This window comes from Klebsiella ornithinolytica NBRC 105727 = ATCC 31898, from assembly GCF_001598295.1.
Taxonomy (GTDB): Bacteria; Pseudomonadota; Gammaproteobacteria; order Enterobacterales; family Enterobacteriaceae; genus Klebsiella; species Klebsiella ornithinolytica.
In genome coordinates this window covers 104,923-126,115 of the sequence record NZ_BCYR01000008.1, presented here as the reverse complement: position 1 = coordinate 126,115, position 21,193 = coordinate 104,923, and the positions used below count along the sequence as shown (strand labels likewise).

Genomic DNA, 21,193 nt, shown 5'->3' with positions numbered 1-21,193 from the left:
TGAAAAGAAAATGCCCGGGGCTTACGCTCCGGGCATTCGCTATTACATATGGGCAGCGATCAGCCGCTGGTTGTCCTGATACATCGCGAAGAGATAGTTGTTGTAGCTCGACCCTTTCGTCGAATAGCCCTTCAGCTTATGAATCATGGTGCTGGCCGTCACTTCCTGATCCGTTTTACGCAGCTGCGCGCGGGATTTACGGAAGGACTTGTATGCCGGATGCGTGTTCAGGTTCGTCACATAAGCCTGTACAGACTCCTCCACGGAATCAAACTGGGAGTAGCCTTTCATCGCACCGCGGCAGTTTCCGCCGCCGCATTTCATACCAAACAGATTGTTGTTCATCCGCGCCAGTTTGGACGTCCCCCAGCCGCTTTCCGCCGCCGCCATGGTCGCCACCATACTGTTCGGAATGATGTCAACGCGTTCCATCAGCGTGTTCCAGGGAATATGGCGCGTATTACCAGACCATTTCACCTTATAGCGTGCCGTAATATCCTTCAGACGCGTACGCTCTGTCGGTGACCAGCGCGAGTCGTATTGCTTGGCAACAAGCCAGTTACGATCGGCGGTAATCACCTGATTCTGTTTAGTAATATAAGGCATTACTGTCCGGAGAAACGCTTTTTTCCTTGGGGTTCCGGAAGGGTATTTTCGCAAATCAGGAAGTGAACTACTCTTTACACTATTGCGAGAATACTCTTGTTTACTGCTTACCTTAACTTGACTACTTTTCTTTACTTGTGAGGCTTTATGACTCGTTGTTGCTGTGTGGGTTGTTGCCAACACACTACCTGAAAATATGCAGGTAAGTAACATGAGTATCGCAGCCCCATATCGTCGCATGGGAATCGATATCATTAGGTCTCCTGGTCGGATTTAATCATTCCAACACCTTGTTTTACGCAAAAAAACGTTAATTGAGTCGCGAATAGTATCAAAAATACCCAGTGAGAGCACTAACAGAAATAGTCCAATTCCTAAAAGCTGTCATCTGAAATCGGTTTCCGCGCCGTCATCAGGGGGCAAAAATGCTAGCGCCGTCTCATTTTTCGCCTGTTTTTTGACCGCAGTCACTCACCCCTTTTTGTCATCCCTGCAAAAGCGCAGATGGGATGAGTTCATTACCCGCTTTGCCGGGCAAACTGAACAAAAAACCGCTCACAGGACTCCAGAATGAAACTCGCTGCGCTAGCGTCGCTCTTGTTGCCAGGAATGGCCTTCGCCGCCTGGACCACCGCCGATTTTCCGGCCTTTACCGAAGAGGGCACCGGCAGGTTTATCAGTCAAAACGAGGTGGCGAAGGGTACACGTCCGCTACAAATTAATTTTGACCAACAGTGCTGGCAGCCCGTCGGCGCCATCAAACTCAACCAGATGCTCTCCATGGAACCCTGCCGCGGCACCCCTGCACAGTGGCGGGTCTTCCGCGAAGGTCGCTACACGCTTGAAGTCGATACTCGCTCCGGTACGCCGACGCTGATGCTTTCTCTGGAGGAAAAAGAGGCGGCGACAGCTTCCGCGCCGCAGCTGCGTCAGTGTCCAAAATGGGATGGTAAGCCGCTGACGCTGGATGTCAGCAAGACCTTTGCCGAGGGCAGCAAAGTCCGTGATTTCTACAGCGGCAATGTCGCCACGGTCAGCGCCGGGAAAATTACGCTGCAGCCGGCCCCCAACAGCAATGGTTTATTGCTGCTTGAAAGTGCGGAAACCACCGCCGACGCGCCTTTCAACTGGCATAACGCCACCGTCTATTTCGTGCTGACCGACCGTTTCGTCAACGGTAACCCGGCCAACGACAACAGCTATGGACGCCACAAAGACGGTATGCAGGAAATCGGCACCTTCCACGGCGGCGACCTGCAAGGGCTGACCAGCAAACTCGACTACCTGAAAGCGTTGGGCGTTAACGCACTGTGGATAAGCTCGCCGCTGGAACAAATTCACGGCTGGGTCGGCGGCGGAACCAAGGGCGATTTCCCGCATTACGCCTACCACGGCTACTACGCCCAGGACTGGACAAAGCTGGATGCCAATATGGGTACTGAGGAGGATTTGCGTCGCCTTGTCGATGAGGCGCACAAGCGCGGTATTCGCATCCTGTTCGATGTGGTGATGAACCACACCGGCTACGCCACCCTCGCCGATATGCAGACGTTCAAATTCGGCTCGCTGTATCTGCAGGGCGACGAACTGAAAAAAACGCTCGGGGAACACTGGACCAACTGGAAACCCGGCCCGGGACAGACCTGGCACAGCTTCAACGACTACATCAACTTCAGCGATAAAGCCGGCTGGGAAAAATGGTGGGGGAAAAAATGGATTCGTACCGATATCGGCGACTACGACAACCCAGGCTTTGACGATCTGACCATGTCCCTGGCTTTTCTGCCGGATCTGAAAACCGAATCAACCGCCCCTTCCGGGCTGCCGAATTTCTATCAACAAAAGCCTGATACGGCGGCAAAAGTGATTCCAGGCTATACGCCGCGCGATTATCTGACCCACTGGTTGAGTCAGTGGGTACGTGATTACGGCATTGACGGCTTCCGCGTCGATACCGCCAAACACGTCGAGCAGGCTGCCTGGCAGCAGTTGAAAACCCAGGCCACTGCGGCGCTGGCGGAATGGAAAAAGGCCAATCCGGATAAAGCGCTGGATAACGCGCCTTTCTGGATGACCGGTGAAGCCTGGGGTCATGGGGTAATGCAGAGCGATTACTACCGCCACGGTTTTGATGCGATGATTAACTTCGACTACCAGGATCAGGCGGCGAAAGCGTCAGGCTGTCTCTCCAGTATTGACCTGACCTGGCAGCAGATGGCGGATAAACTGCAGACGTTTAACGTTCTGAGCTACCTCTCCTCCCACGACACGCGCCTGTTCCGCGAAGGCGGCAGCACTGCGGCAGAACTGCTGCTGCTCGCACCAGGCGCGGTACAGCTCTTCTATGGCGATGAGTCCGCGCGGCCATTCGGGCCTACCGGCTCAGATCCGTTGCAGGGGACACGTTCGGATATGAACTGGCAGGACGTCGAGGGTAAAGCCGCGCTCAGCGTCACCCACTGGCAGAAACTCGGCCAGTTCCGCGCCCGCCACCCGGCAATCGGGATGGGTAAACAAACCACGCTCTCTATGCCGCAAGGTTACGGTTTCGTCCGTGAAAACGCCGATGACAAAGTCATGGTGGTATGGGCAGGCCAACGATAGCCCCGCTTCTGATGGCTCCCCGATCTCTTTGGGGAGCCTTTGCAGAATAAAAAACTAATCCCCATCGATAATCCAGCATAAAAATGAAATCTTCGACTTTCCTGCCGATTTGCACCGCGTCGAGGCTGGCGTTATGGTTATCCACTTTCCAGGAAGACCGATAGATTATCCGCAATGACATTTTCACTTTTCGGCGACAAATTCACCCGTCATTCAGGCATCACCCGCTTGATGGAAGACCTCAATGACGGCCTGCGCACGCCGGGCGCAATCATGCTGGGCGGCGGTAATCCCGCGCAGATCCCGGAAATGAACGAATACTTCCAGAACCTGCTGGCTGACATGCTCGCCAACGGCAAAGCCCTTGATGCGCTTTGTAATTACGACGGTCCGCAGGGAAAAAGCGAGCTGCTGACCGTGCTGGCGCAGATGCTGCGTGAAGAGCTGGGCTGGGAGATCGAACCACAGAATATTGCGCTAACAAATGGCAGTCAGAGTGCGTTTTTCTACTTATTTAACCTCTTTGCCGGGCGCCGTGCGGATGGCACTACCCGCAAAGTCCTGTTCCCGCTGACGCCGGAATATATCGGCTACGCCGACTCGGGCCTCGAAGAGGATCTGTTTGTCGCCACCCGCCCGAATATCGAGCTGCTGCCAGAAGGCCAGTTTAAATACCACGTCGATTTCGAGCATCTGCAGGTCACCGAAGAGACGGGGATGATTTGTGTCTCTCGCCCGACCAACCCGACCGGTAACGTGATTACCGACGAAGAGCTGATCAAACTGGATGCGCTGGCCCACCAACACGGCGTCCCGCTGGTGATTGATAACGCGTATGGCGTGCCTTTCCCGGGAATTATTTTCAGCGACGCCAGGCCGCTCTGGAACCCGAATATTGTGCTGTGTATGAGCCTGTCCAAGCTGGGCCTGCCGGGCAGCCGCTGCGGGATCATCATAGCCAATGAGAAAATCATTACCGCTATCAGCAACATGAATGGGATTATCAGCCTTGCGCCGGGCGGAATGGGGCCGGCGATGATGTGCGAAATGATCAAACGTCATGACCTGCTGCGCCTGTCGGAAACGGTCATCAAGCCGTTCTACTATCAGCGCGTACAGGAAACTATCGCCATTATCCGTCGCTATCTGCCGGAAGATCGCTGCCTGATTCATAAACCTGAAGGGGCGATTTTCCTCTGGCTGTGGTTTAAAGATCTGCCGATCTCCACCGAACTGCTGTACCAGCGGCTGAAAAAACGCGGTGTATTGATGGTTCCGGGCGACTACTTCTTCCCGGGGCTGGATAAACCCTGGCCGCACACGCATCAGTGCATGCGTATGAACTACGTGCCGGATCCGCAAAAAATCGAAGCGGGCGTGCAAATCCTCGCCGAAGAGATTGAGCGGGCCTGGAGTGAACAGGGCGCCGCGTAACCGGCTCATCGCCATCGGCCAACCCGTAGCCCGGACAGGCGCGCCAGCGCCGCTTCCGGGGAACACGCCGCAAGCATCATCGCTACATCGCCAGCGCCATGCGCTGGCGACGCTCGGCGCTAAGTCTTTCCAGCTCGCTCGGTTCCATGCAGCGCAGCGCCTGGGTCGGACAGGCCGCCACACAGGCCGGGCCTTCGTCGGTGTGGCTGCATAAATCGCATTTCAGCGCCTGCACCCCTTCCCCGGTCATCATCACGCTCATCGCCCCGTACGGGCAGGCCACCATACAGCTTTTACAGCCGATACAGCGCCGCTGGTCGACGCGCCAGACCCCACGGTCGCGCTGGATAGCCTCAACCGGACAGACATTGGCGCAGGGTGCGTCTTCACATTGCCGGCACAGGGTGGCCGTAGACAGCGCATCGCTTTTCACCACCCGGATACGGGGCGCAAACTGAGTCGCAGAAACCGTCGAACAACTTTGGTCGTGCTGATGGGAGACCACGCAGGCCACTTCACAGGTACGGCAGCCAATACACTTCTGGGCATCCGCGATGATAAAACGGTTCATCCACTGCTCCATTGGGGATAAAACGGCAGCGTGCCAGAAATATCCTCCTGCGCGCCTTGATCCTGAATGGAGTCAGCGGTTTTTTTTCCGTTACGTCAGCGGAATTTGGTCATCTGCCTTAGCTTTCCCGTACGGCAAAACCCAGCTCACGTGAAATCGCCTCTGCGGTATCGCGCAGCGGTTTCAGCAAGTTTTTTTCGCCCACCTGCTTCAGGCGCGAGGTCGACAGGGAGATAGAAATTGCATAAGGCACCCGACGATGGATATCAAACACCGGGACCGCCAGACAGGAGACGCCTAGTTCGTTCTCTTCCCGGTCCATCGCCATATTGCGCTCGCGGATCTGCGCCAGCTCATCATGCATTGCGGGCAGCCCGGTGATGGTATTCCGGGTCAGTGGCTGAATAATATCCTGGTGAGTTTCCCAGTAGTTCTCGACATAGTCAGGGTGCCCAAAGGCCATGTAGATCTTGCCCATCGCCGAGCAGTACAGCGGCATATGCTGGCCGATATAGGCCCGCGTGCGCAGCATCCCGGTGGTGGGTTCCAGCTTGTAAATCAGAATGGCGTGGTCATCTTCCCGACTGGAGAAGTTCACCGTTTCGCCGGTAACCAGGTTCAACGTCTCGAGATGCGGCGCGGCAACGTGGATGATATTCAGCGAGGAGAGCGCTTTTTGCCCCACCGCAATGAACTTGGTGGTCAGCCGATAGCTACCGGCTGCGGGTGCGGGCGTCACATAGCCGCAGGATTGTAGCCCCTGCAACAGGCGATGGACGGTGCTTTTGTTCAGGCCCGCCAGCTCCGAAAGGTGCGCCAGCGGGCAACCGTTCGGATAGTTACTGAGGATTTCAATCAGCATCAACCCGCGGAACAGGCTCTGGCTTCCCGCAGGCCTTTCTTTGTCTTGCGTCATTTCTCTCTCTTTTGTGTCCATCGCGTCAGCTCCCCTTTTCGACCCGCACTGATGGTAGCGCAAAGTGTGTTTCACTTCACGATCTGAACAGAAATTTTGTAATTGACTGATTTTATTGAATTTCAAAAACAACCTCTTCGATTGCTTTGTGAAATCATGATCGATATATTTGAAATCAGATTTCGCATAGTGAAATTTATAGCGTGCAAAACGTTCTTTCCCACACGGCGGGAGGTCACCTTAAATGGCAGAAGCAGCAGTGTTGTCTCCGTTGTTATCCATGCGCCACATTATCAAGCGCTTTGGTGGAAATGTGGCGGTCAATAACGTCAGTCTGGATATTTATCCGGGCCAGGTTGTGGCACTGCTGGGAGAAAACGGTGCCGGTAAATCGACGCTGATTAAGGTGCTGGCGGGCGTCTATTCCCGCGATGGTGGCGAGATCCTGTTTCGCGGTCAGCCGGTGGATTCCGCCGCCGCGTTACGTCAGGGTAACGAACAGCCTATCGCCTTTATTCATCAGGACTTAGGCCTGGTAGAGTGGATGACCGTCGCCGAAAACATGGCGCTGGTGATGGGTTTCCCCCGTCGCTTCGGCCTGATTGACTGGGCGGCCACCAAACGCCAGGCGCAAAAAGCGCTGGAAGATATCGGCATTCAGCTCGACCCGGATGACCGCGTGTTTGATCTTTCCCGCACCGAAAAATCCCTGCTGGCGATTGCCCGCGCGGTGGCAGTTGACGCCTCGGTGCTGGTGCTCGATGAACCGACAGCCTCACTGCCTGCCGACGATGTCCGCCACCTGTTCCGCGTGATGAACATCCTGCGCGAGAAGCAGGTTGGCATGATTTACATCACCCACCGCCTGGATGAGGTGATGGAGATGGCGGATACCGTTTGTGCGATGCGCGACGGCTGCTACGCCGGGGGCGGCGATATCGCTCGCTATAGCTTGCGTGGTCTGGTCGAGCTGATTGTGGGCGAAAGCCTCGGCGGCGATCGGCGTCAGGCCTTACCCGATGCCAGCGCGCCGGTGCTGTTGAAAATGGACAACGTCAAAGTGGGCGATACCGGGCCGGTCTCCTTTGAGCTGCGTGCCGGTGAGATGGTGGCACTCGCCGGTCTGCGGGGTGCCGGTCAGGAAGAGATTGGACGTTTACTGTTTGCCTGCAGGCCGCAGGAGAGTGGACAAATCACGTTAAGTGGCGTGCCGTTTACGGCGACAACACCAGGGGAAGCGATGTCCGCAGGCATCTCTTTTGTCGCCGGCGACCGTCTTCATGAAAGCCTGATTCCGGGCATGATGGTGCGTGAAAACCTGTTTATGAACCCTTGTAAACACGGCCATGCGCTGTTTTCCCGCTATAACGAAAAAAGCGAAGCGCCGCTGAGCTGGGAGAAAATCCGCCAGTTCGACGTGCGCCCTGCGCAGATAAATATTGAAATCAGTGCGCTGTCGGGCGGCAACCAGCAAAAAGTAGTCATGGCACGCTGGCTCTCGCTCAATGCCCCGCTGCTCATCCTGGAAGATCCTTCTGCTGGCGTTGATGTAGGCGCACGCGCAGAAATTTACGATTTACTCAATCAGGCGCTGCAAAACGGCGTTGCCATTCTGGTCATCTCCAACGACCTGGAAGAGGTAGCGCACATCTGTAACCGGGCATTGGTGTTTAACCGCGGGCAGATCGTCGGCGAACTTCTCAACCAGGATGTCACCTTTGCCAGATTGCTTGAGCTGGCATCAGGCAGCGGCACCATACATTAAGTCGGAGTGCGTTATGGCTAAAACATCAATGAAATCGACGGCCCTGGAATCACGCGTATCACTTCATGAACACGGTGCGGCTACCTGGCTTGGACAATTGACCACGCGTTACGGTTTACCCGCGATCTGCGTGGTGCTGGTTATCGTTTTTTCACTGACAACGCCTTCGTTTGCTTCCCTGTTGACGCTGCAGGCCATTCTCGATAGCAAATCGAAAATTGCCCTGCTGGCGCTAGCAGCAACCATCCCGATGATTGTTGGCAAAATCGACCTGAACGTCGGCTTCGGCATCGTGCTCTGGCACATCCTCGCCATTACTTTGCAGGTTGAATATGGTTTCTCCTGGCCCGTCGCTGTGGCGATCGTGCTGGTGCTCTCTGCGCTCTACGGTTTGCTGAACGGTATTCTGGTGGCGCTGGCGGATATCGACAGCTTTGTTGCGACCCTGGGTTCCGGTACGGTGCTGTACGCCATCGCGCTCTGGCACTCTGGCGGTCGGCAGATCGTCGGGGACTTACCGGACGCCTTTATCGCCCTGCATCACTCCGACCTGTTCGGCATTCCGGTGGTGGCCTTCTACGTCCTTTTTGCCGCCGTGGTGTTGTGGATCATCACCGAACATACCCCGATTGGTCGCTGCATGTATGCGGTGGGCGGCAACCCCGTCGCCGCAGCGCTCAACGGCATTTCCGTTAATCGTTACATCATCGGGGCATTTATGACTTCCAGCACCTTAACCGGCTTTACCGGGGTGATCATCGCCGCCGAGCAGGGTGTGGGCCAGGCCAGCGTCGGGATGGATTATCTGCTCCCGGCTCTGGTGGGCGCCTTCCTTGGCAGCACTACCATTCGTCCTGGCCGGGTGAACGTCTGGGGCACGGTGGTCGGTATTGCGGTGCTGGCGATAGGTATTGCGGGTATCCAGCAGTTCGGCGGCGCGTTTTGGGTCGAACCACTGTTTAACGGCGCGACGCTGCTGCTGTCGATTACCCTGGCAGGCTACGCCCAACGCCGTCGGGCATTAAATAAAAAACTGGTGCAGCGGGCACAATCGCCAGCATCAGGCTCCTCCGTTACCCAATGACTCTCGCGTAAGGAACTGAAAATGAATAAAAAAATAGTTCAATGCTGTCTGGCTGCCGGGTTGATGATGGCAAGTGGTTTCAGCCTCGCCGACGATGCCTTTGTTCAGCAAGCGAAAACGGCGATTGCCAAAGCGACCGCACCAGTCACCACATGGGACGGCCCAACCCAGGGCCCGGCGCTGCAGCCGAATAAGAAGATCATTTTCATCGCCTCGGACATGAAAAACGGCGGCGTGCTGGGCGTTAAAGAGGGACTGGAGGAAGCGGTGAAAGCCGCAGGCTGGCAGCTGGATGTACTGGATGGTGCAGGTTCGGTGAAAGATCAACTGGCGGCGCTAAACCAGGCAATCGCCCGTAAACCGGACGGTATCGTCATTGGCGGCTGGAACCCGAACGTCGCCAAAATTCCGCTGAAAAAAGCCGTGAAAGAGGGCATCGTGCTGACCGCATGGCACGCGGTTCCCGCGCCTGGCCCGGTTCCGGCTTACAACATTTTCTACAACGTGACCTCCGACTCGAACGAAGTCTCGCGCATGGCGGCGCTGTATGCGGTGGCGAAATCCAACGGCACCGCCAAAGTGCTGATTTTCACCGACTCGCTGTACCAAATCGCGCTGGATAAAGCCAACGCGATGAAGAAGGTGATTGAGCAATGCAGCGGTTGCCAGGTGGTGGAGTTTATCGATACCCCGCTGGCCGATACCTCCAACCGCATGCCGGGCATGACCTACAGCCTGATCCAAAAATATGGCGATAAATTCGAATACTCGCTGGCGATTAACGACCTGTACTTCGACTTTATGGCCCCTGCCCTGCAAACCGCGGGCAAAGGCAGCGGAGATAAACCACCGTACAACATCTCCGCTGGCGACGGTTCCGTCACCGCCTACCAGCGCGTACGTGAAGGCAAAGCGCAGATCGCAACCGTACCAGAACCGTTGAAACTGCACGGCTGGCAGCTGCTGGATGAATTTAACCGCGCCTTCGCGGGCAAAGCGCCGTCTGGTTATGTCACCCCGGCGCATCTGGTAACCAAAGAGAACATCGCCGCCGACGGCGGCCAGAACAACGAATTCGACCCGGACAACCATTATCGCGATCGCTACAAAGCCATCTGGGGCGTGAAGTGAAATGTTAGCCGTCACGGGAAGTATTGAACGCCTGTGCTCACCGGCGATCTGGGCGGAAGGCCCGGTGTGGCTGGCAGACCAGCAGTGCCTGATTTTCAGCGATGTGAAAGGCAACAGAATGTTCCGTTGGGATGCGCAAAATGGCGTCAGCGTGTTTCGTGCCGAATCCCACTTTGCCAACGGCAACGCGCGGGACTTACAAGGGCGCTTGTTAACCTGCGAGCACGGTCGGCGCGGGATCAGCCGTACCGACGCCGCAGGCAATCACACCCTACTGGTGGATAAAGTCGATGGGCTGCGTTTTAACTCCCCCAACGATATCGCGGTGCGCCAGGACGGGTCGATTTGGTTTACCGATCCGCCCTACGGCATCGTCGGTGACGAAGAGGGCTATCGCGCCGCAAGTCAGGTCATTGGCTGCTACGTCTATCGCTTTGATGAAGCGCGTCACCAGGTCGCTATTGCCATCAGCGATACCCAGCGCCCCAACGGGCTGGCCTTTTCGCCAGATGATAAATGGCTATACGTGGCAGATATGTCGGTTATTGATTTTCCGAGCCAGGGTCGCCGGGAAATTCGTGCTTACCGTCTTGAAGGCGATAACGCGCTATTTTCCCACGTTGTAACCCAGGTCAAACCGGGTATTCCGGACGGATTTTGCGTCGACCAGGACGGGAATATTTACTGCAGCTGCGAAACGGGGATTTTGATTTTCTCCGCCGCAGGCGAATTACTGGACACCATTGCGGTCCCCGAGCGCGTCTCTAACTGCACCTTTGGTGGCCCCGACGGGAATGCGCTTTTTATTACGGCGACGACATCGCTGTACCGGGTGACCTTCACCCCGTCCCGCCTTCAGGGATAAACCAGAATCACACCGACACGCACCGGTCCTGCCGGCGTGTTTTTGCAACCCGACACTATTTAGTGGAATCACATTCCACTATGTGAAACATAAGATGTAATGGAGAAAACGTATGTTATTGAGTTTTTCTGACCTTAAAAATGAGTTTACCCGTGTCCTGCTGGCACGCGGCGTGGCGGCTGAAACTGCCGATGCCTGTGCAGAAATGTTCGCTCGCACCACCGAGTCAGGGGTCTATTCACACGGCGTAAACCGTTTCCCGCGCTTTATTCAGCAGCTGGAAAACGGCGATATCATCCCGGAGGCCCTGCCAAAACGTACCGCTTCATTGGGGGCAATTGAGCAGTGGGATGCCCAGCGTTCAATCGGTAACCTGACGGCGAAAAAAATGATGGATCGGGCTATTGAACTGGCTTCTGACCACGGTATTGGTCTGGTTGCGGTACGCAACGCCAACCACTGGATGCGCGGCGGCAGCTACGGCTGGCAGGCGGCGGAAAAAGGCTACATCGGTATCTGCTGGACCAACTCCATTGCCGTGATGCCGCCGTGGGGCGCCAAAGAGTGCCGCATCGGGACGAACCCACTGATCGTCGCTATTCCGTCGACGCCGATCACCATGGTGGACATGTCAATGTCGATGTTCTCCTACGGCATGCTGGAAGTGAACCGTCTGGCGGGCCGCCAGCTGCCGGTTGACGGCGGCTTCGATGACGAAGGCAACCTGACCAAAGACCCGGCACCCATCGAGAAAAACCGCCGTATTCTGCCGATGGGCTACTGGAAAGGTTCAGGCCTCTCCATTGTGCTGGACATGATCGCCACCCTGCTCTCCGATGGCGCTTCCGTTGCTGCAGTAACTGAAGACAACAGTGACGAATTCAACATTTCGCAAGTCTTTATCGCTATCGAAGTGGACAAGCTGATCGACGGAGCCACTCGCGACGCCAAGCTGCAACGCATCATGGATTACATCACCAGCGCCGAACGTGCCGACGAAAACGTGCCGGTCCGTCTGCCCGGTCATGAGTTTTCCCGTCTGCTGGAAGAGAACCGCCGCAACGGCATCACCGTTGATGACAGCGTGTGGGCAAAAATCAAAGCGCTGTAAGGAATATCATCATGATTTATGGACATATTTCCCAACCCAACGCCTGCCGGTACCCGGCGGCGATTGAAAAAGCACTGGATTTTTTGCGCACCACGGACTTCAGCAAGCTGGAGACCGGGGTGGTCGAAATCGAGGGGCGCACGATCTTCGCGCAGATCCTCGACCTGACCACCCGCCCGCACGATGAATTGCGCCCGGAAGTACACCGCCGCTACCTGGATATCCAGTTTTTATATTCCGGTGAAGAGCAGATCGGTGTTGCTATCGATACCGGCAATAATGTCGTCAGTGAAGAATTACTTGAGCAGCGGGATATTATTTTCTATCACCACAGCGAAAATGAATCGTTAATAGAAATGAGGCCGGGGAACTACGCCATATTTTTCCCGCAGGATGTTCACCGACCAGCCTGTAATAAACACCGGGCAACGGCAATCAGGAAAATAGTGGTTAAAGTTGCTATTTCCGCTTTAGATTAATCCGTAATTTATTTGTCGCACGACGATAAATAAAAGGAGTGAAAAATGGAAAGAAATGACGCCGGTTATATCATCGGCGCATATCCTTGTGCGCCCTCATTTCACCAAAAGAGCGAACAAGAAGAGACGGAATTCTGGCGCTTACTCGCGGACACGCCCCACATCCGTGGGCTCGAGCAGCCATGCCATGAGAATTTTCACCCCTATGGCGATGAGTGGTTGCTCCAGCATACGCCGCAGGAGTGGCAGATGGTGGTGACTGCCATCCCGGAAACCATGCGTCGCCGTGGCGGCGGCAACACGGCTTTCGGCCTGGCCTCCAGCGATGAAGAACAGCGCCTGGCATGCATCGAATTCCATCGTCATTTACACAACAAAATCAATGCGCTAAACAAACGTTTTGCTGGCAAGGTGATCGCCCTGGAACTGCAGGCGGCACCGCTTGCAGGCAATGCGAACGTAGAACAGGCAACCGATGCTTTCGCCCGCTCAATCAAAGAGATTGCGGCCTGGGACTGGTCATGCTCACTCGTACTGGAACATTGTGATGCCATGAACCAGCCGGCGCCACGCAAAGGCTTTTTGCCGCTGGAAAACGTGCTGGAGGTCCTGGCAGGTTACCGCATTGATATCTGTATCAACTGGGCGCGGTCGGCGATTGAAGGGCGTAACGCCGCCCTGCCGCTGACGCACGCTCAGGCGGTACATGCCGCAGGAAAACTGGGGGCGCTGATGTTCTCTGGCACCGCGACCGAAGGGCCGTATGGCGAATGGACTGACCTGCACACACCGTTCGCCCCGTTCTGCCCGCACAGCCTGTTAACGGCGGCGCACGCCAAAGAATTATTTAATGTGGCTGATTCAGCAAAATTACAGTTTGCCGGTATTAAGTTACTGGAAATTGATGAGAATGCTGATGCGAATCATCGCATAGCCATATTACGCGATGGCATTAACGCGTTAAACATAGCCCAACAATAAATATAAAGCGTCAATTTAATCGCAACGTCAGTTACTTTAAACACGAGATTAATATGAACACTTCCTCTTACGCTACAACCGCGGATATTCCGCGCCAACGCTGGTTAAGAATTATTCCCCCTATTCTTATCGCGTGTATTATTTCTTATATGGACCGGGTCAACATTGCCTTTGCTATGCCCGGCGGGATGGATGCCGAACTCGGTATTTCCGCCACCATGGCAGGGCTTGCGGGCGGGATATTCTTTATCGGCTATCTGTTTTTACAGGTGCCGGGCGGGAAAATCGCGGTCCACGGCAGCGGCAAGAAGTTTATTGGTTGGTCGCTGGTCGCCTGGGCGGTCATTTCGGTCCTGACCGGGTTAATCACCAACCAGTATCAGCTGCTGGTCCTGCGTTTCTTACTGGGTGTCGCCGAAGGGGGCATGCTGCCCGTGGTGCTGACGATGATCAGCAACTGGTTCCCGGATGCTGAACGTGGCCGCGCCAACGCGATTGTGATTATGTTTGTCCCGATTGCCGGCATTATCACCGCCCCGCTCTCCGGATGGATCATTACCATCCTCGACTGGCGCTGGCTGTTCATTATTGAAGGCTTGCTCTCAGTGGTGGTATTAGCCCTGTGGGCCTATACCGTCTACGACCGTCCGCAGGAAGCCCGGTGGATTTCTGAAGCCGAAAAGCGCTACCTGGTCGATACCCTCGCCGCCGAACAACGCGCCATCGCCGGAACCACCGTCAAAAATGCGTCTCTCAGCGCTGTACTGGCCGACAGAACCATGTGGCAACTGATCGCCCTGAATTTCTTCTATCAGACCGGTATTTACGGCTACACCCTGTGGCTCCCCACCATTCTCAAAGAGCTGACGCACAGCAGCATGGGGCAGGTTGGGATGCTCGCTATCCTGCCGTACGTCGGGGCGATTGCCGGGATGTTCCTGTTCTCTTCCCTCTCTGACCGTACCGGAAAACGCAAACTGTTCGTCTGCCTGCCGCTGGTTGGCTTTGCCCTGTGCATGTTCCTGTCGGTGGCGTTGAAAAACAACGTCTGGCTGGCCTATGCCGCGCTGGTGGGTTGTGGCTTCTTCCTGCAGTCCGCGGCGGGGGTGTTCTGGACCATTCCGGCCCGCTTGTTCAGCGCTGAAATGGCCGGCGGCGCCCGTGGCGTCATCAACGCCCTCGGCAACCTCGGTGGCTTCTGCGGTCCCTACGCGGTGGGCGTACTGATCACCCTTTACAGCAAAGACGCCGGCGTTTACTGCCTAGCGATCTCCCTGGCGCTGGCTGCGCTGATGGCCCTTCTGCTGCCGTCGAAATGCGATACCGGCGCAGCCCCGGTAAAGACGATGAGCCCACGTAAACACGCGGCGTAACCCCTGCCGGGGGGTCTGCGCCTCCCGGCAACAAAGAGAATGCAAAGATGAGTGAGAAAAAGACCTTCTGGCTCGGTATCGACTGCGGTGGTACCTATCTGAAAGCCGGTTTATATGACGCCAAAGGTCATGAGCATGGCATTCATCGGCAATCGCTGCAGACGGCGTCGCCCCTGCCGGGCTATGCCGAACGCGACATGCACCAGCTCTGGCAACAGTGCGTGGCGACCATTGCCGGGCTACTACAACGCACCGGCGTCGTGGGCGAACAGATTACCGGGATCGGTATTTCGGCGCAGGGCAAGGGGCTGTTTCTCCTGGATAAACAGGATCGGCCACTGGGCAATGCCATGCTCTCCTCCGATCGCCGGGCGCTGGATATCGTCCAGCGCTGGCAGCAGGACGGCATCCCTGAGCAGCTGTATCCGGTCACCCGCCAGACGTTGTGGACCGGGCATCCGGCCTCGCTGCTGCGCTGGGTAAAAGAGCATGAACCTCAGCGTTACGCGCAAATCGGCAGCGTCATGATGGGCCACGACTACCTGCGCTGGTGCTTAACCGGCGTTAAAGGCTGCGAGGAGAGCAACATCTCCGAGTCCAACCTCTACAACATGGCAACCGGCCAGTACGACCCACAGCTGACCCGCTGGCTGGGCATCAGTGAAATCGATAACGCCTTACCGCCCATCGTCGGTTCAGCAGAAATATGCGGGGAAATCACCGCTCAGGCAGCCGCTATCACCGGTCTGGCGGCGGGAACTCCCGTCGTCGGCGGTCTGTTTGATGTGGTTTCCACCGCACTCTGCGCGGGTATCGAAGATGAGTTTACCCTCAATGCGGTAATGGGGACCTGGGCGGTGACCAGTGGAATAACCCACGGCCTGCGCAATCACGAGGCCCACCCTTACGTCTACGGTCGCTACGTCAATGACGGGCAGTACATCGTTCATGAAGCCAGCCCAACCTCTTCCGGCAATCTTGAATGGTTCACGGCCCAATGGGGCGACCTCTCTTTCGATGAGATCAACCGGGCCGTCGCCGGGCTGCCGAAAGCCGACGGCCAGCTCTTTTTCCTGCCGTTTCTCTATGGCAGCAACGCCGGGCTGGAGATGACCTGCGGGTTTTACGGCCTGCAGGCGCTGCACACCCGCGCCCATCTGCTGCAGGCGGTCTACGAAGGAGTGGTCTTCAGCCATATGACCCACCTGAACCGCATGCGTGAACGCTTTACCGATGTTCACGCCCTGCGCGTCACCGGCGGCCCGGCGCACTCTGACGTCTGGATGCAGATGCTGGCCGACGTCAGCGGTCTGTGCATCGAATTGCCGCAGGTCGAGGAGACCGGGTGCTTCGGCGCGGCGCTTGCCGCCCGCGTCGGGACCGGCGTCTACCGCACCTTCCAAGACGCCCAGCACGATTTACAACATCCGGTACGCACGCTGCAGCCCGATATGGCCGCGCACGCGCGTTACCAGCACAAATACCAGCAATACCAACATTTGATTCAGGCACTGCAGGGCTATCACGCCCGCATTAAGGAGCACGCACTATGAGCCGTCCATTACTGCAACTGGCGCTCGACCATACCCATCTTCAGGCGGCACAGCACGATGTCGCCCTGTTACAGGACCACGTCGATATCGTCGAAGCCGGCACGATCCTGTGCCTTGCCGAAGGGCTGCGCGCGGTGACCGCCCTGCGCGCCCAGTGTCCGGACAAAATTATTGTCGCCGACTGGAAGGTGGCCGATGCCGGCGAAACCCTCGCACAGCACGCGTTTAACGCCGGCGCCAACTGGATGACTATCATCTGCGCCGCCCCGCTCGCCACGGTAGAGAAAGGCCACGCCGTGGCGCAGGCCTGCGGCGGAGAAATTCAGATGGAGCTGTTCGGCAACTGGACGCTGGAGGATGCCCGTGGCTGGTATCGCACCGGGGTTCGTCAGGCGATCTACCACCGCGGACGCGACGCCCAGGCCAGCGGGCAACAGTGGGGTGACGCCGATCTGACGCGCATGAAGGCGCTGTCGGATATTGGCCTCGAACTGTCGATTACCGGCGGGATCACCCCCGCTGACCTGGCGCTGTTCCGTGATATTAACGTTAAAGCGTTTATTGCCGGACGTGCATTATCAGGCGCCGCCCACCCGGCACAGGTTGCCGCCGAATTCCACGCACAGATTGACGCCATCTGGGGAGAACAGCATGCGTAATCATCCGTTAGGTATCTATGAGAAAGCGCTGGCCAAAGATCTCAGCTGGCCGGAGCGGCTGGTGCTGGCAAAAAGCTGCGGGTTTGATTTTGTCGAAATGTCGGTAGATGAGACTGACGAACGCCTGTCACGCCTCGACTGGAGCCCCGCTCAGCGCGCCTCGCTGGTGACCGCCATGCTGGAGACCGGAGTAGCCATTCCGTCGATGTGCCTCTCCGCCCACCGCCGCTTCCCCTTTGGCAGCCGCGATGAGTCCATCCGCCAGCGGGCGCGGGAGATCATGACCAAAGCCATCCGTCTGGCGCGCGATCTGGGCATCCGCACCATTCAACTGGCGGGCTATGACGTCTACTACGAGGAGCACGATGAAGGCACCCGCCAGCGCTTTGCCGAAGGGCTGGCGTGGGCGGTGGAACAGGCCGCAGCTGCGCAGGTGATGCTGGCGGTGGAGATCATGGATACCGCCTTTATGAACTCCATCAGCAAGTGGAAAGCGTGGGATGAGATGCTCTCTTCCCCATGGTTCACCGTTTATCCGGACGTCGGCAACCTCAGCGCCTGGGGCAACGACGTGGCCGCCGAACTCAAACTGGGTATCGATCGCATCGCCGCCATCCACCTGAAAGATACCCAGCCGGTCACCGCGCACAGTCCCGGACAGTTTCGTGACGTGCCGTTTGGCGAAGGTTGTGTCGATTTTGTTGGCATTTTCAAAACCCTGCACGAACTGAACTATCGCGGATCGTTTCTGATTGAAATGTGGACGGAGAAAGCCAGCGAACCGGTGCTGGAAATTATCCAGGCACGTCGCTGGATTGAATCACGGATGCAGGAAGGAGGATTTACATGTTAGAACAACTCAAAGCCGAGGTCCTGGCTGCCAACCTGGCGCTGCCGGCCCACCAGCTGGTGACGTTTACCTGGGGCAACGTCAGCGCGGTCGATGACACGCGCACGCTGATGGTCATCAAACCTTCCGGTGTCGAATATACGGTAATGACCGCCGACGATATGGTGGTGGTGGAGTTAGCCAGCGGCAAGGTCGTTGAAGGCAGCAAAAAACCGTCGTCCGATACCCCGACCCATCTGGCGCTCTATCGCCGCTATCCGCAGATCGGCGGGATCGTGCACACCCATTCCCGCCACGCGACGATCTGGTCGCAGGCGGGCATTGACCTGCCGGCATGGGGCACCACCCATGCCGACTATTTCTACGGCGCCATTCCCTGTACCCGTCTGATGACCGTGGACGAAATTAACGGCGAATACGAATATCAGACCGGCGAAGTGATCATTAAAACCTTTGAAGAGCGCGGGCTGGATCCGGCGCAAATTCCGGCGGTCCTCGTCCACTCACACGGCCCGTTTGCCTGGGGCAAAGATGCCGCCGATGCCGTGCATAACGCGGTGGTGCTGGAGGAGTGCGCTTACATGGGGCTGTTCTCGCGCCAGCTGGCCCCGCAACTGCCTGATATGCAGTCTGAACTGCTCGATAAACACTATTTGCGTAAACACGGCGCCAATGCCTATTACGGGCAAAACTGACCACCCTACCACCGCGCCTTCTCCGCCCGGAGGAGGCCGTTCCTACGCCGAATTCACGTGCTCCTTACAGTAGCGACGCTTCCATGCCGCCGGGGTCAGACCGGTGTGCTTGCGGAAAATTTTGCGGAAATAGCCCACATCATTAAACCCGCATTTCGACGCCACGTCGGTCAATGACAGCGAATCGCTGATCAGCAGCTTTTCCGCCGCCCTCACCCGCTGGCGATGCAGCGCTTCGGTTAGCGTCAGCCTGAAAGCATGGCGATAGACGCGCCCGAGGTAGTCCGCGTTGCAGTGCAGCTCCTTCGCCAGCGTGGAGGCAGAAATGGGCAGATGAAACCGGGTGAGGATGATTTGCTGCGCTTTCCAGGCCAGCGCGGTGCCGGGACTATCGGCAGGCTGTTCGCTGGCCGCCGCCGCAATCTTCTGCAAAATCAGCAGCAGGATCAGCTCCAGCGCGACGCTACGATGAATATTTTCCTGTTCGTGCAAGAATTGCCTGAACAGGGAGATAATATATTGCGGCTCACTCACCCGCGTGTGCTGGGGCACCGCCAGCAGCGCTTCGGGCGGCGAGGCGGCCTCGTCTGCTACCACTTCGAAATGCAGCCAGTAGAATTTTAAATCCGCCGGAAATTGCCCTACCCCGACATGCAAGCGCTCTGGCCACAGCAGCAAACTTTCCCCGGCATTCACGCTAAATACCTCGTTATCTTCGCGAATCGTTAATGTCCCTTTTTCAACGAAGATAATTTCCCAGGAACGAAGCTGTCGTGCCGGATGGCTACCAATACCGCGAGAAATAAATAACCCGCCATTTTGGACTTTAATCGGTAAAGACATGGATAATTCAAGCATAGATATGAAAATCCCCGCTATTTGCATCACCAGATATTCGCTTTACCTTTGATTATTCACGATAAAACAGCATGATTCAGGATCGCAATCACACTTTTATCATGAAGTCGGAATCGTCACCTTTTTATACTTTTCCCTTCCCTTGTTAGCCCAGGTATTTAGTGCAGAATAAATAACGTACTTTGCAAATGACAAATAAAAGCCCGCACTTCAGCGGGATATTATTCCGCACATCATCTCCGGGAGTTATTTATGACTTCGGCTCCGATTACCACAAGTGATTTAGCACAACGCACTCAGGACGATTCCCTCACGCTCCGTGAAAAAATCGGTTACGGCCTGGGCGATGCGGGCGGGACGGTCATTACCTGCCTGATCATGAACTTTTTAACTTTCTTCTATACCGACGTGTTTGGACTGACGCCGGCGCTGGTCGGGACGCTATTCCTGGCGCTGCGCGTGTTTGACGCCATCTCCGACCCGATCATGGGCGTGCTGGCCGACCGCACCCAAAGCCGCTGGGGACGCTTTCGCCCGTGGCAGCTATGGATAGCGTTGCCCATCGGCATTATCGGCGTACTGACCTTTACCGTGCCGGATGCCGGTATGGGCGTAAAAATCGCCTGGGCTTTCGGCACGTATCTGCTGCTGTCGGTGAGCTATACCGCGATTAACGTGCCCTACTGCGCGCTGATTAACACTATGACCACGCGCCACAGCGAAGTGATCTCGTGCCAGGCGTGGCGTTTTGTCTTGTGCGGCGTGGCAGGATTCCTTGTATCCGTTGGGCTGCCGTGGCTGGTGAAGGCGCTCGGTCAGGGCAACACCGCACAGGGCTATCAGTATGGCGTCGGCGTACTCTGCGCCATTGCGGTGGTGATGTTCCTGTGCTGCTTCTTCTGGGTTCGCGAACGCGTCTCGTTGGACATGATGGGGAAATTCACCCTGCGCGAACATATCGCCGGACTGCGCCAGAATGACCAGCTGCTGCTGATGCTGGTGATGTCGTTCCTGCTGATCAACGTCTTTAATATCCGCGGCGGCGGCTACATGTACTTCATCACCTACGTGTTGGGCGGCTCGACCGGCTATACCTCGCTGTTCTTCACCATGGTGACCTTCGCCTCGATTGGCGGCTCGGTGATTATCAACCTGCTGTCGCGCCGCTTTGATACCGTCAAACTCTATTACTACACCAACCTGGTGTTAGCCGCGATCGCCTTCGCGATGTGGTTTTTACCGACCGGCCCGGCCTACCAGACCTTATGGCTGGTGGTGATCCTCAGTAACGGCATCATTCTCGGCTTCACCCTGCCGCTGCACTTCTCGCTGATGGCCTTCTCCGACGATTACGGTGAATGGAAAACCGGCGTGCGCTCTTCCGGCATGAACTTCGCCTTTAACCTGTTCTTCATCAAGCTGGCATGGGCCTCCAGCGCCGGCATTATCAGCCTGGTGTTTATCTATGTGGCCTATCAGCCGGGCGCGGAAAACCAAACCGCATCATCGCTGGCCGGCATCTCCAGCATGGAGACCCTGTTGCCGGCCCTGTTCCACCTGCTGCTGGCCTTCACCATTCGCGCCTGCAAGCTTAATAATCCTATGATGGCGCGCATTGCCAGCGACCTGCGCACGCGTCACGTCCAGTCTTAAGGAGT

Annotated in this window: 19 protein-coding genes; 15 read left to right on the top strand and 4 right to left on the bottom strand. The window is 56.6% G+C overall.

The genetic code is table 11. From position 1 onward, the window contains the following. Positions 1–42: 42 nt before the first annotated feature. Positions 43–861 carry a protein bax gene (locus ROR01S_RS16600; RefSeq protein ID WP_071824661.1) on the bottom strand — a complete coding sequence of 273 codons (819 nt, stop codon included), beginning with the start codon at positions 859–861 and terminating at the stop codon, positions 43–45. Between the two features lie 315 nt (positions 862–1,176). On the opposite strand from ROR01S_RS16600, the gene ROR01S_RS16595 reads away from it, so the two are divergent. Both ROR01S_RS16595 and avtA read left to right on the top strand, forming a co-directional pair. After that, positions 1,177–3,210: an alpha-amylase gene (locus tag ROR01S_RS16595; RefSeq protein WP_004868828.1), complete on the top strand. Its 2,034-nt coding sequence runs from the start codon at positions 1,177–1,179 to the stop codon at positions 3,208–3,210. A 174-nt stretch (positions 3,211–3,384) separates the two neighbouring features. Continuing rightward, positions 3,385–4,644 (top strand): valine--pyruvate transaminase, encoded by a 1,260-nt coding sequence (gene avtA / locus ROR01S_RS16590; RefSeq protein WP_004868832.1) that lies wholly within the window; start codon positions 3,385–3,387, stop codon positions 4,642–4,644. Between the two features lie 82 nt (positions 4,645–4,726). On the opposite strand, the gene ROR01S_RS16585 is transcribed toward avtA, so the two are convergent. Together ROR01S_RS16585 and yiaJ are read right to left on the bottom strand one after the other, a co-directional pair. After that, positions 4,727–5,215: a 4Fe-4S binding protein gene (locus ROR01S_RS16585; protein ID WP_004868835.1), complete on the bottom strand. Its 489-nt coding sequence runs from the start codon at positions 5,213–5,215 to the stop codon at positions 4,727–4,729. Between the two features lie 118 nt (positions 5,216–5,333). Beyond that, a complete protein-coding gene (gene yiaJ, locus ROR01S_RS16580; RefSeq protein WP_004868836.1) occupies positions 5,334–6,152 on the bottom strand; it encodes an IclR family transcriptional regulator YiaJ in 819 nt (272 codons plus the stop codon). Between the two features lie 223 nt (positions 6,153–6,375). Between yiaJ and ROR01S_RS16575 the strand changes: the two genes are divergently transcribed. The 12 genes from ROR01S_RS16575 (at position 6,376) to araD (ending at position 18,677) form a co-directional block, all read left to right on the top strand. Beyond that, on the top strand, positions 6,376–7,896 hold the full coding sequence (locus ROR01S_RS16575) for a sugar ABC transporter ATP-binding protein (RefSeq protein WP_064359696.1): 1,521 nt from the start codon (positions 6,376–6,378) through the stop codon (positions 7,894–7,896). Between the two features lie 13 nt (positions 7,897–7,909). Further along, positions 7,910–8,980, top strand: coding sequence for an ABC transporter permease (locus ROR01S_RS16570; protein WP_044023579.1), 1,071 nt, complete (start codon positions 7,910–7,912; stop codon positions 8,978–8,980). 63 nt (positions 8,981–9,043) lie between these two features. Then, entirely contained in the window at positions 9,044–10,111 is a 1,068-nt protein-coding gene (locus ROR01S_RS16565) for an ABC transporter substrate-binding protein (protein ID WP_048756834.1), read from the top strand. A gap of 1 nt (position 10,112) precedes the next feature. Continuing rightward, positions 10,113–10,976, top strand: a complete 864-nt coding sequence (locus ROR01S_RS16560; protein WP_004868844.1) for an SMP-30/gluconolactonase/LRE family protein — start codon at positions 10,113–10,115, stop codon at positions 10,974–10,976. A gap of 112 nt (positions 10,977–11,088) precedes the next feature. Further along, positions 11,089–12,087, top strand: a complete 999-nt coding sequence (gene yiaK, locus ROR01S_RS16555) for a 3-dehydro-L-gulonate 2-dehydrogenase (protein WP_004868847.1) — start codon at positions 11,089–11,091, stop codon at positions 12,085–12,087. Positions 12,088–12,098: 11 nt separating this feature from the next. Then, entirely contained in the window at positions 12,099–12,566 is a 468-nt protein-coding gene (locus tag ROR01S_RS16550) for a NanQ anomerase/TabA/YiaL family protein (RefSeq protein WP_004868849.1), read from the top strand. 45 nt (positions 12,567–12,611) lie between these two features. After that, positions 12,612–13,547, top strand: coding sequence for a DUF4862 family protein (locus tag ROR01S_RS16545; protein WP_044350498.1), 936 nt, complete (start codon positions 12,612–12,614; stop codon positions 13,545–13,547). 53 nt (positions 13,548–13,600) lie between these two features. After that, positions 13,601–14,920: an MFS transporter gene (locus ROR01S_RS16540; protein WP_044350496.1), complete on the top strand. Its 1,320-nt coding sequence runs from the start codon at positions 13,601–13,603 to the stop codon at positions 14,918–14,920. Between the two features lie 47 nt (positions 14,921–14,967). Next, on the top strand, positions 14,968–16,473 hold the full coding sequence (locus ROR01S_RS16535; protein ID WP_004868856.1) for an FGGY-family carbohydrate kinase: 1,506 nt from the start codon (positions 14,968–14,970) through the stop codon (positions 16,471–16,473). Beyond that, positions 16,470–17,132, top strand: a complete 663-nt coding sequence (gene ulaD / locus ROR01S_RS16530; protein ID WP_004868859.1) for a 3-keto-L-gulonate-6-phosphate decarboxylase UlaD — start codon at positions 16,470–16,472, stop codon at positions 17,130–17,132. The genes ROR01S_RS16535 and ulaD overlap by 4 nt, the downstream gene beginning before the upstream one ends. Beyond that, positions 17,125–17,985 (top strand): L-ribulose-5-phosphate 3-epimerase, encoded by an 861-nt coding sequence (locus ROR01S_RS16525; RefSeq protein ID WP_004868862.1) that lies wholly within the window; start codon positions 17,125–17,127, stop codon positions 17,983–17,985. The genes ulaD and ROR01S_RS16525 overlap by 8 nt, the downstream gene beginning before the upstream one ends. Then, a complete protein-coding gene (gene araD, locus ROR01S_RS16520; RefSeq protein ID WP_004868864.1) occupies positions 17,979–18,677 on the top strand; it encodes an L-ribulose-5-phosphate 4-epimerase in 699 nt (232 codons plus the stop codon). Before ROR01S_RS16525 ends, araD begins: the two co-directional genes overlap by 7 nt. 42 nt (positions 18,678–18,719) lie before the next feature. Here the strand turns inward: araD and ROR01S_RS16515 are convergent, their stop codons facing one another. Further along, positions 18,720–19,535, bottom strand: a complete 816-nt coding sequence (locus ROR01S_RS16515) for a helix-turn-helix domain-containing protein (RefSeq protein ID WP_004868865.1) — start codon at positions 19,533–19,535, stop codon at positions 18,720–18,722. Positions 19,536–19,787: 252 nt separating this feature from the next. On the opposite strand from ROR01S_RS16515, the gene ROR01S_RS16510 reads away from it, so the two are divergent. After that, a complete protein-coding gene (locus ROR01S_RS16510; RefSeq protein WP_004868866.1) occupies positions 19,788–21,188 on the top strand; it encodes an MFS transporter in 1,401 nt (466 codons plus the stop codon). The last annotated feature ends 5 nt before the right edge of the window (positions 21,189–21,193 follow it).

Coding starts and splice junctions, on each gene's coding strand:
- ROR01S_RS16550 (WP_004868849.1), top strand. CDS start 12,099: ATGATTTATGGACATATTTCCCAACCCAACGCCTGCCGGTACCCGGCG.
- araD (WP_004868864.1), top strand. CDS start 17,979: ATGTTAGAACAACTCAAAGCCGAGGTCCTGGCTGCCAACCTGGCGCTG.
- ROR01S_RS16510 (WP_004868866.1), top strand. CDS start 19,788: ATGACTTCGGCTCCGATTACCACAAGTGATTTAGCACAACGCACTCAG.
- ROR01S_RS16565 (WP_048756834.1), top strand. CDS start 9,044: ATGATGGCAAGTGGTTTCAGCCTCGCCGACGATGCCTTTGTTCAGCAA.
- ROR01S_RS16545 (WP_044350498.1), top strand. CDS start 12,612: ATGGAAAGAAATGACGCCGGTTATATCATCGGCGCATATCCTTGTGCG.
- ROR01S_RS16575 (WP_064359696.1), top strand. CDS start 6,376: ATGGCAGAAGCAGCAGTGTTGTCTCCGTTGTTATCCATGCGCCACATT.
- yiaJ (WP_004868836.1), bottom strand. CDS start 6,152: ATGGACACAAAAGAGAGAGAAATGACGCAAGACAAAGAAAGGCCTGCG.
- ROR01S_RS16560 (WP_004868844.1), top strand. CDS start 10,113: ATGTTAGCCGTCACGGGAAGTATTGAACGCCTGTGCTCACCGGCGATC.
- ROR01S_RS16525 (WP_004868862.1), top strand. CDS start 17,125: ATGCGTAATCATCCGTTAGGTATCTATGAGAAAGCGCTGGCCAAAGAT.
- ROR01S_RS16515 (WP_004868865.1), bottom strand. CDS start 19,535: ATGCTTGAATTATCCATGTCTTTACCGATTAAAGTCCAAAATGGCGGG.
- ROR01S_RS16540 (WP_044350496.1), top strand. CDS start 13,601: ATGAACACTTCCTCTTACGCTACAACCGCGGATATTCCGCGCCAACGC.
- ROR01S_RS16595 (WP_004868828.1), top strand. CDS start 1,177: ATGAAACTCGCTGCGCTAGCGTCGCTCTTGTTGCCAGGAATGGCCTTC.
- ROR01S_RS16585 (WP_004868835.1), bottom strand. CDS start 5,215: ATGAACCGTTTTATCATCGCGGATGCCCAGAAGTGTATTGGCTGCCGT.
- avtA (WP_004868832.1), top strand. CDS start 3,385: ATGACATTTTCACTTTTCGGCGACAAATTCACCCGTCATTCAGGCATC.
- ROR01S_RS16570 (WP_044023579.1), top strand. CDS start 7,910: ATGGCTAAAACATCAATGAAATCGACGGCCCTGGAATCACGCGTATCA.
- ROR01S_RS16600 (WP_071824661.1), bottom strand. CDS start 861: ATGATATCGATTCCCATGCGACGATATGGGGCTGCGATACTCATGTTA.
- ulaD (WP_004868859.1), top strand. CDS start 16,470: ATGAGCCGTCCATTACTGCAACTGGCGCTCGACCATACCCATCTTCAG.
- yiaK (WP_004868847.1), top strand. CDS start 11,089: ATGTTATTGAGTTTTTCTGACCTTAAAAATGAGTTTACCCGTGTCCTG.
- ROR01S_RS16535 (WP_004868856.1), top strand. CDS start 14,968: ATGAGTGAGAAAAAGACCTTCTGGCTCGGTATCGACTGCGGTGGTACC.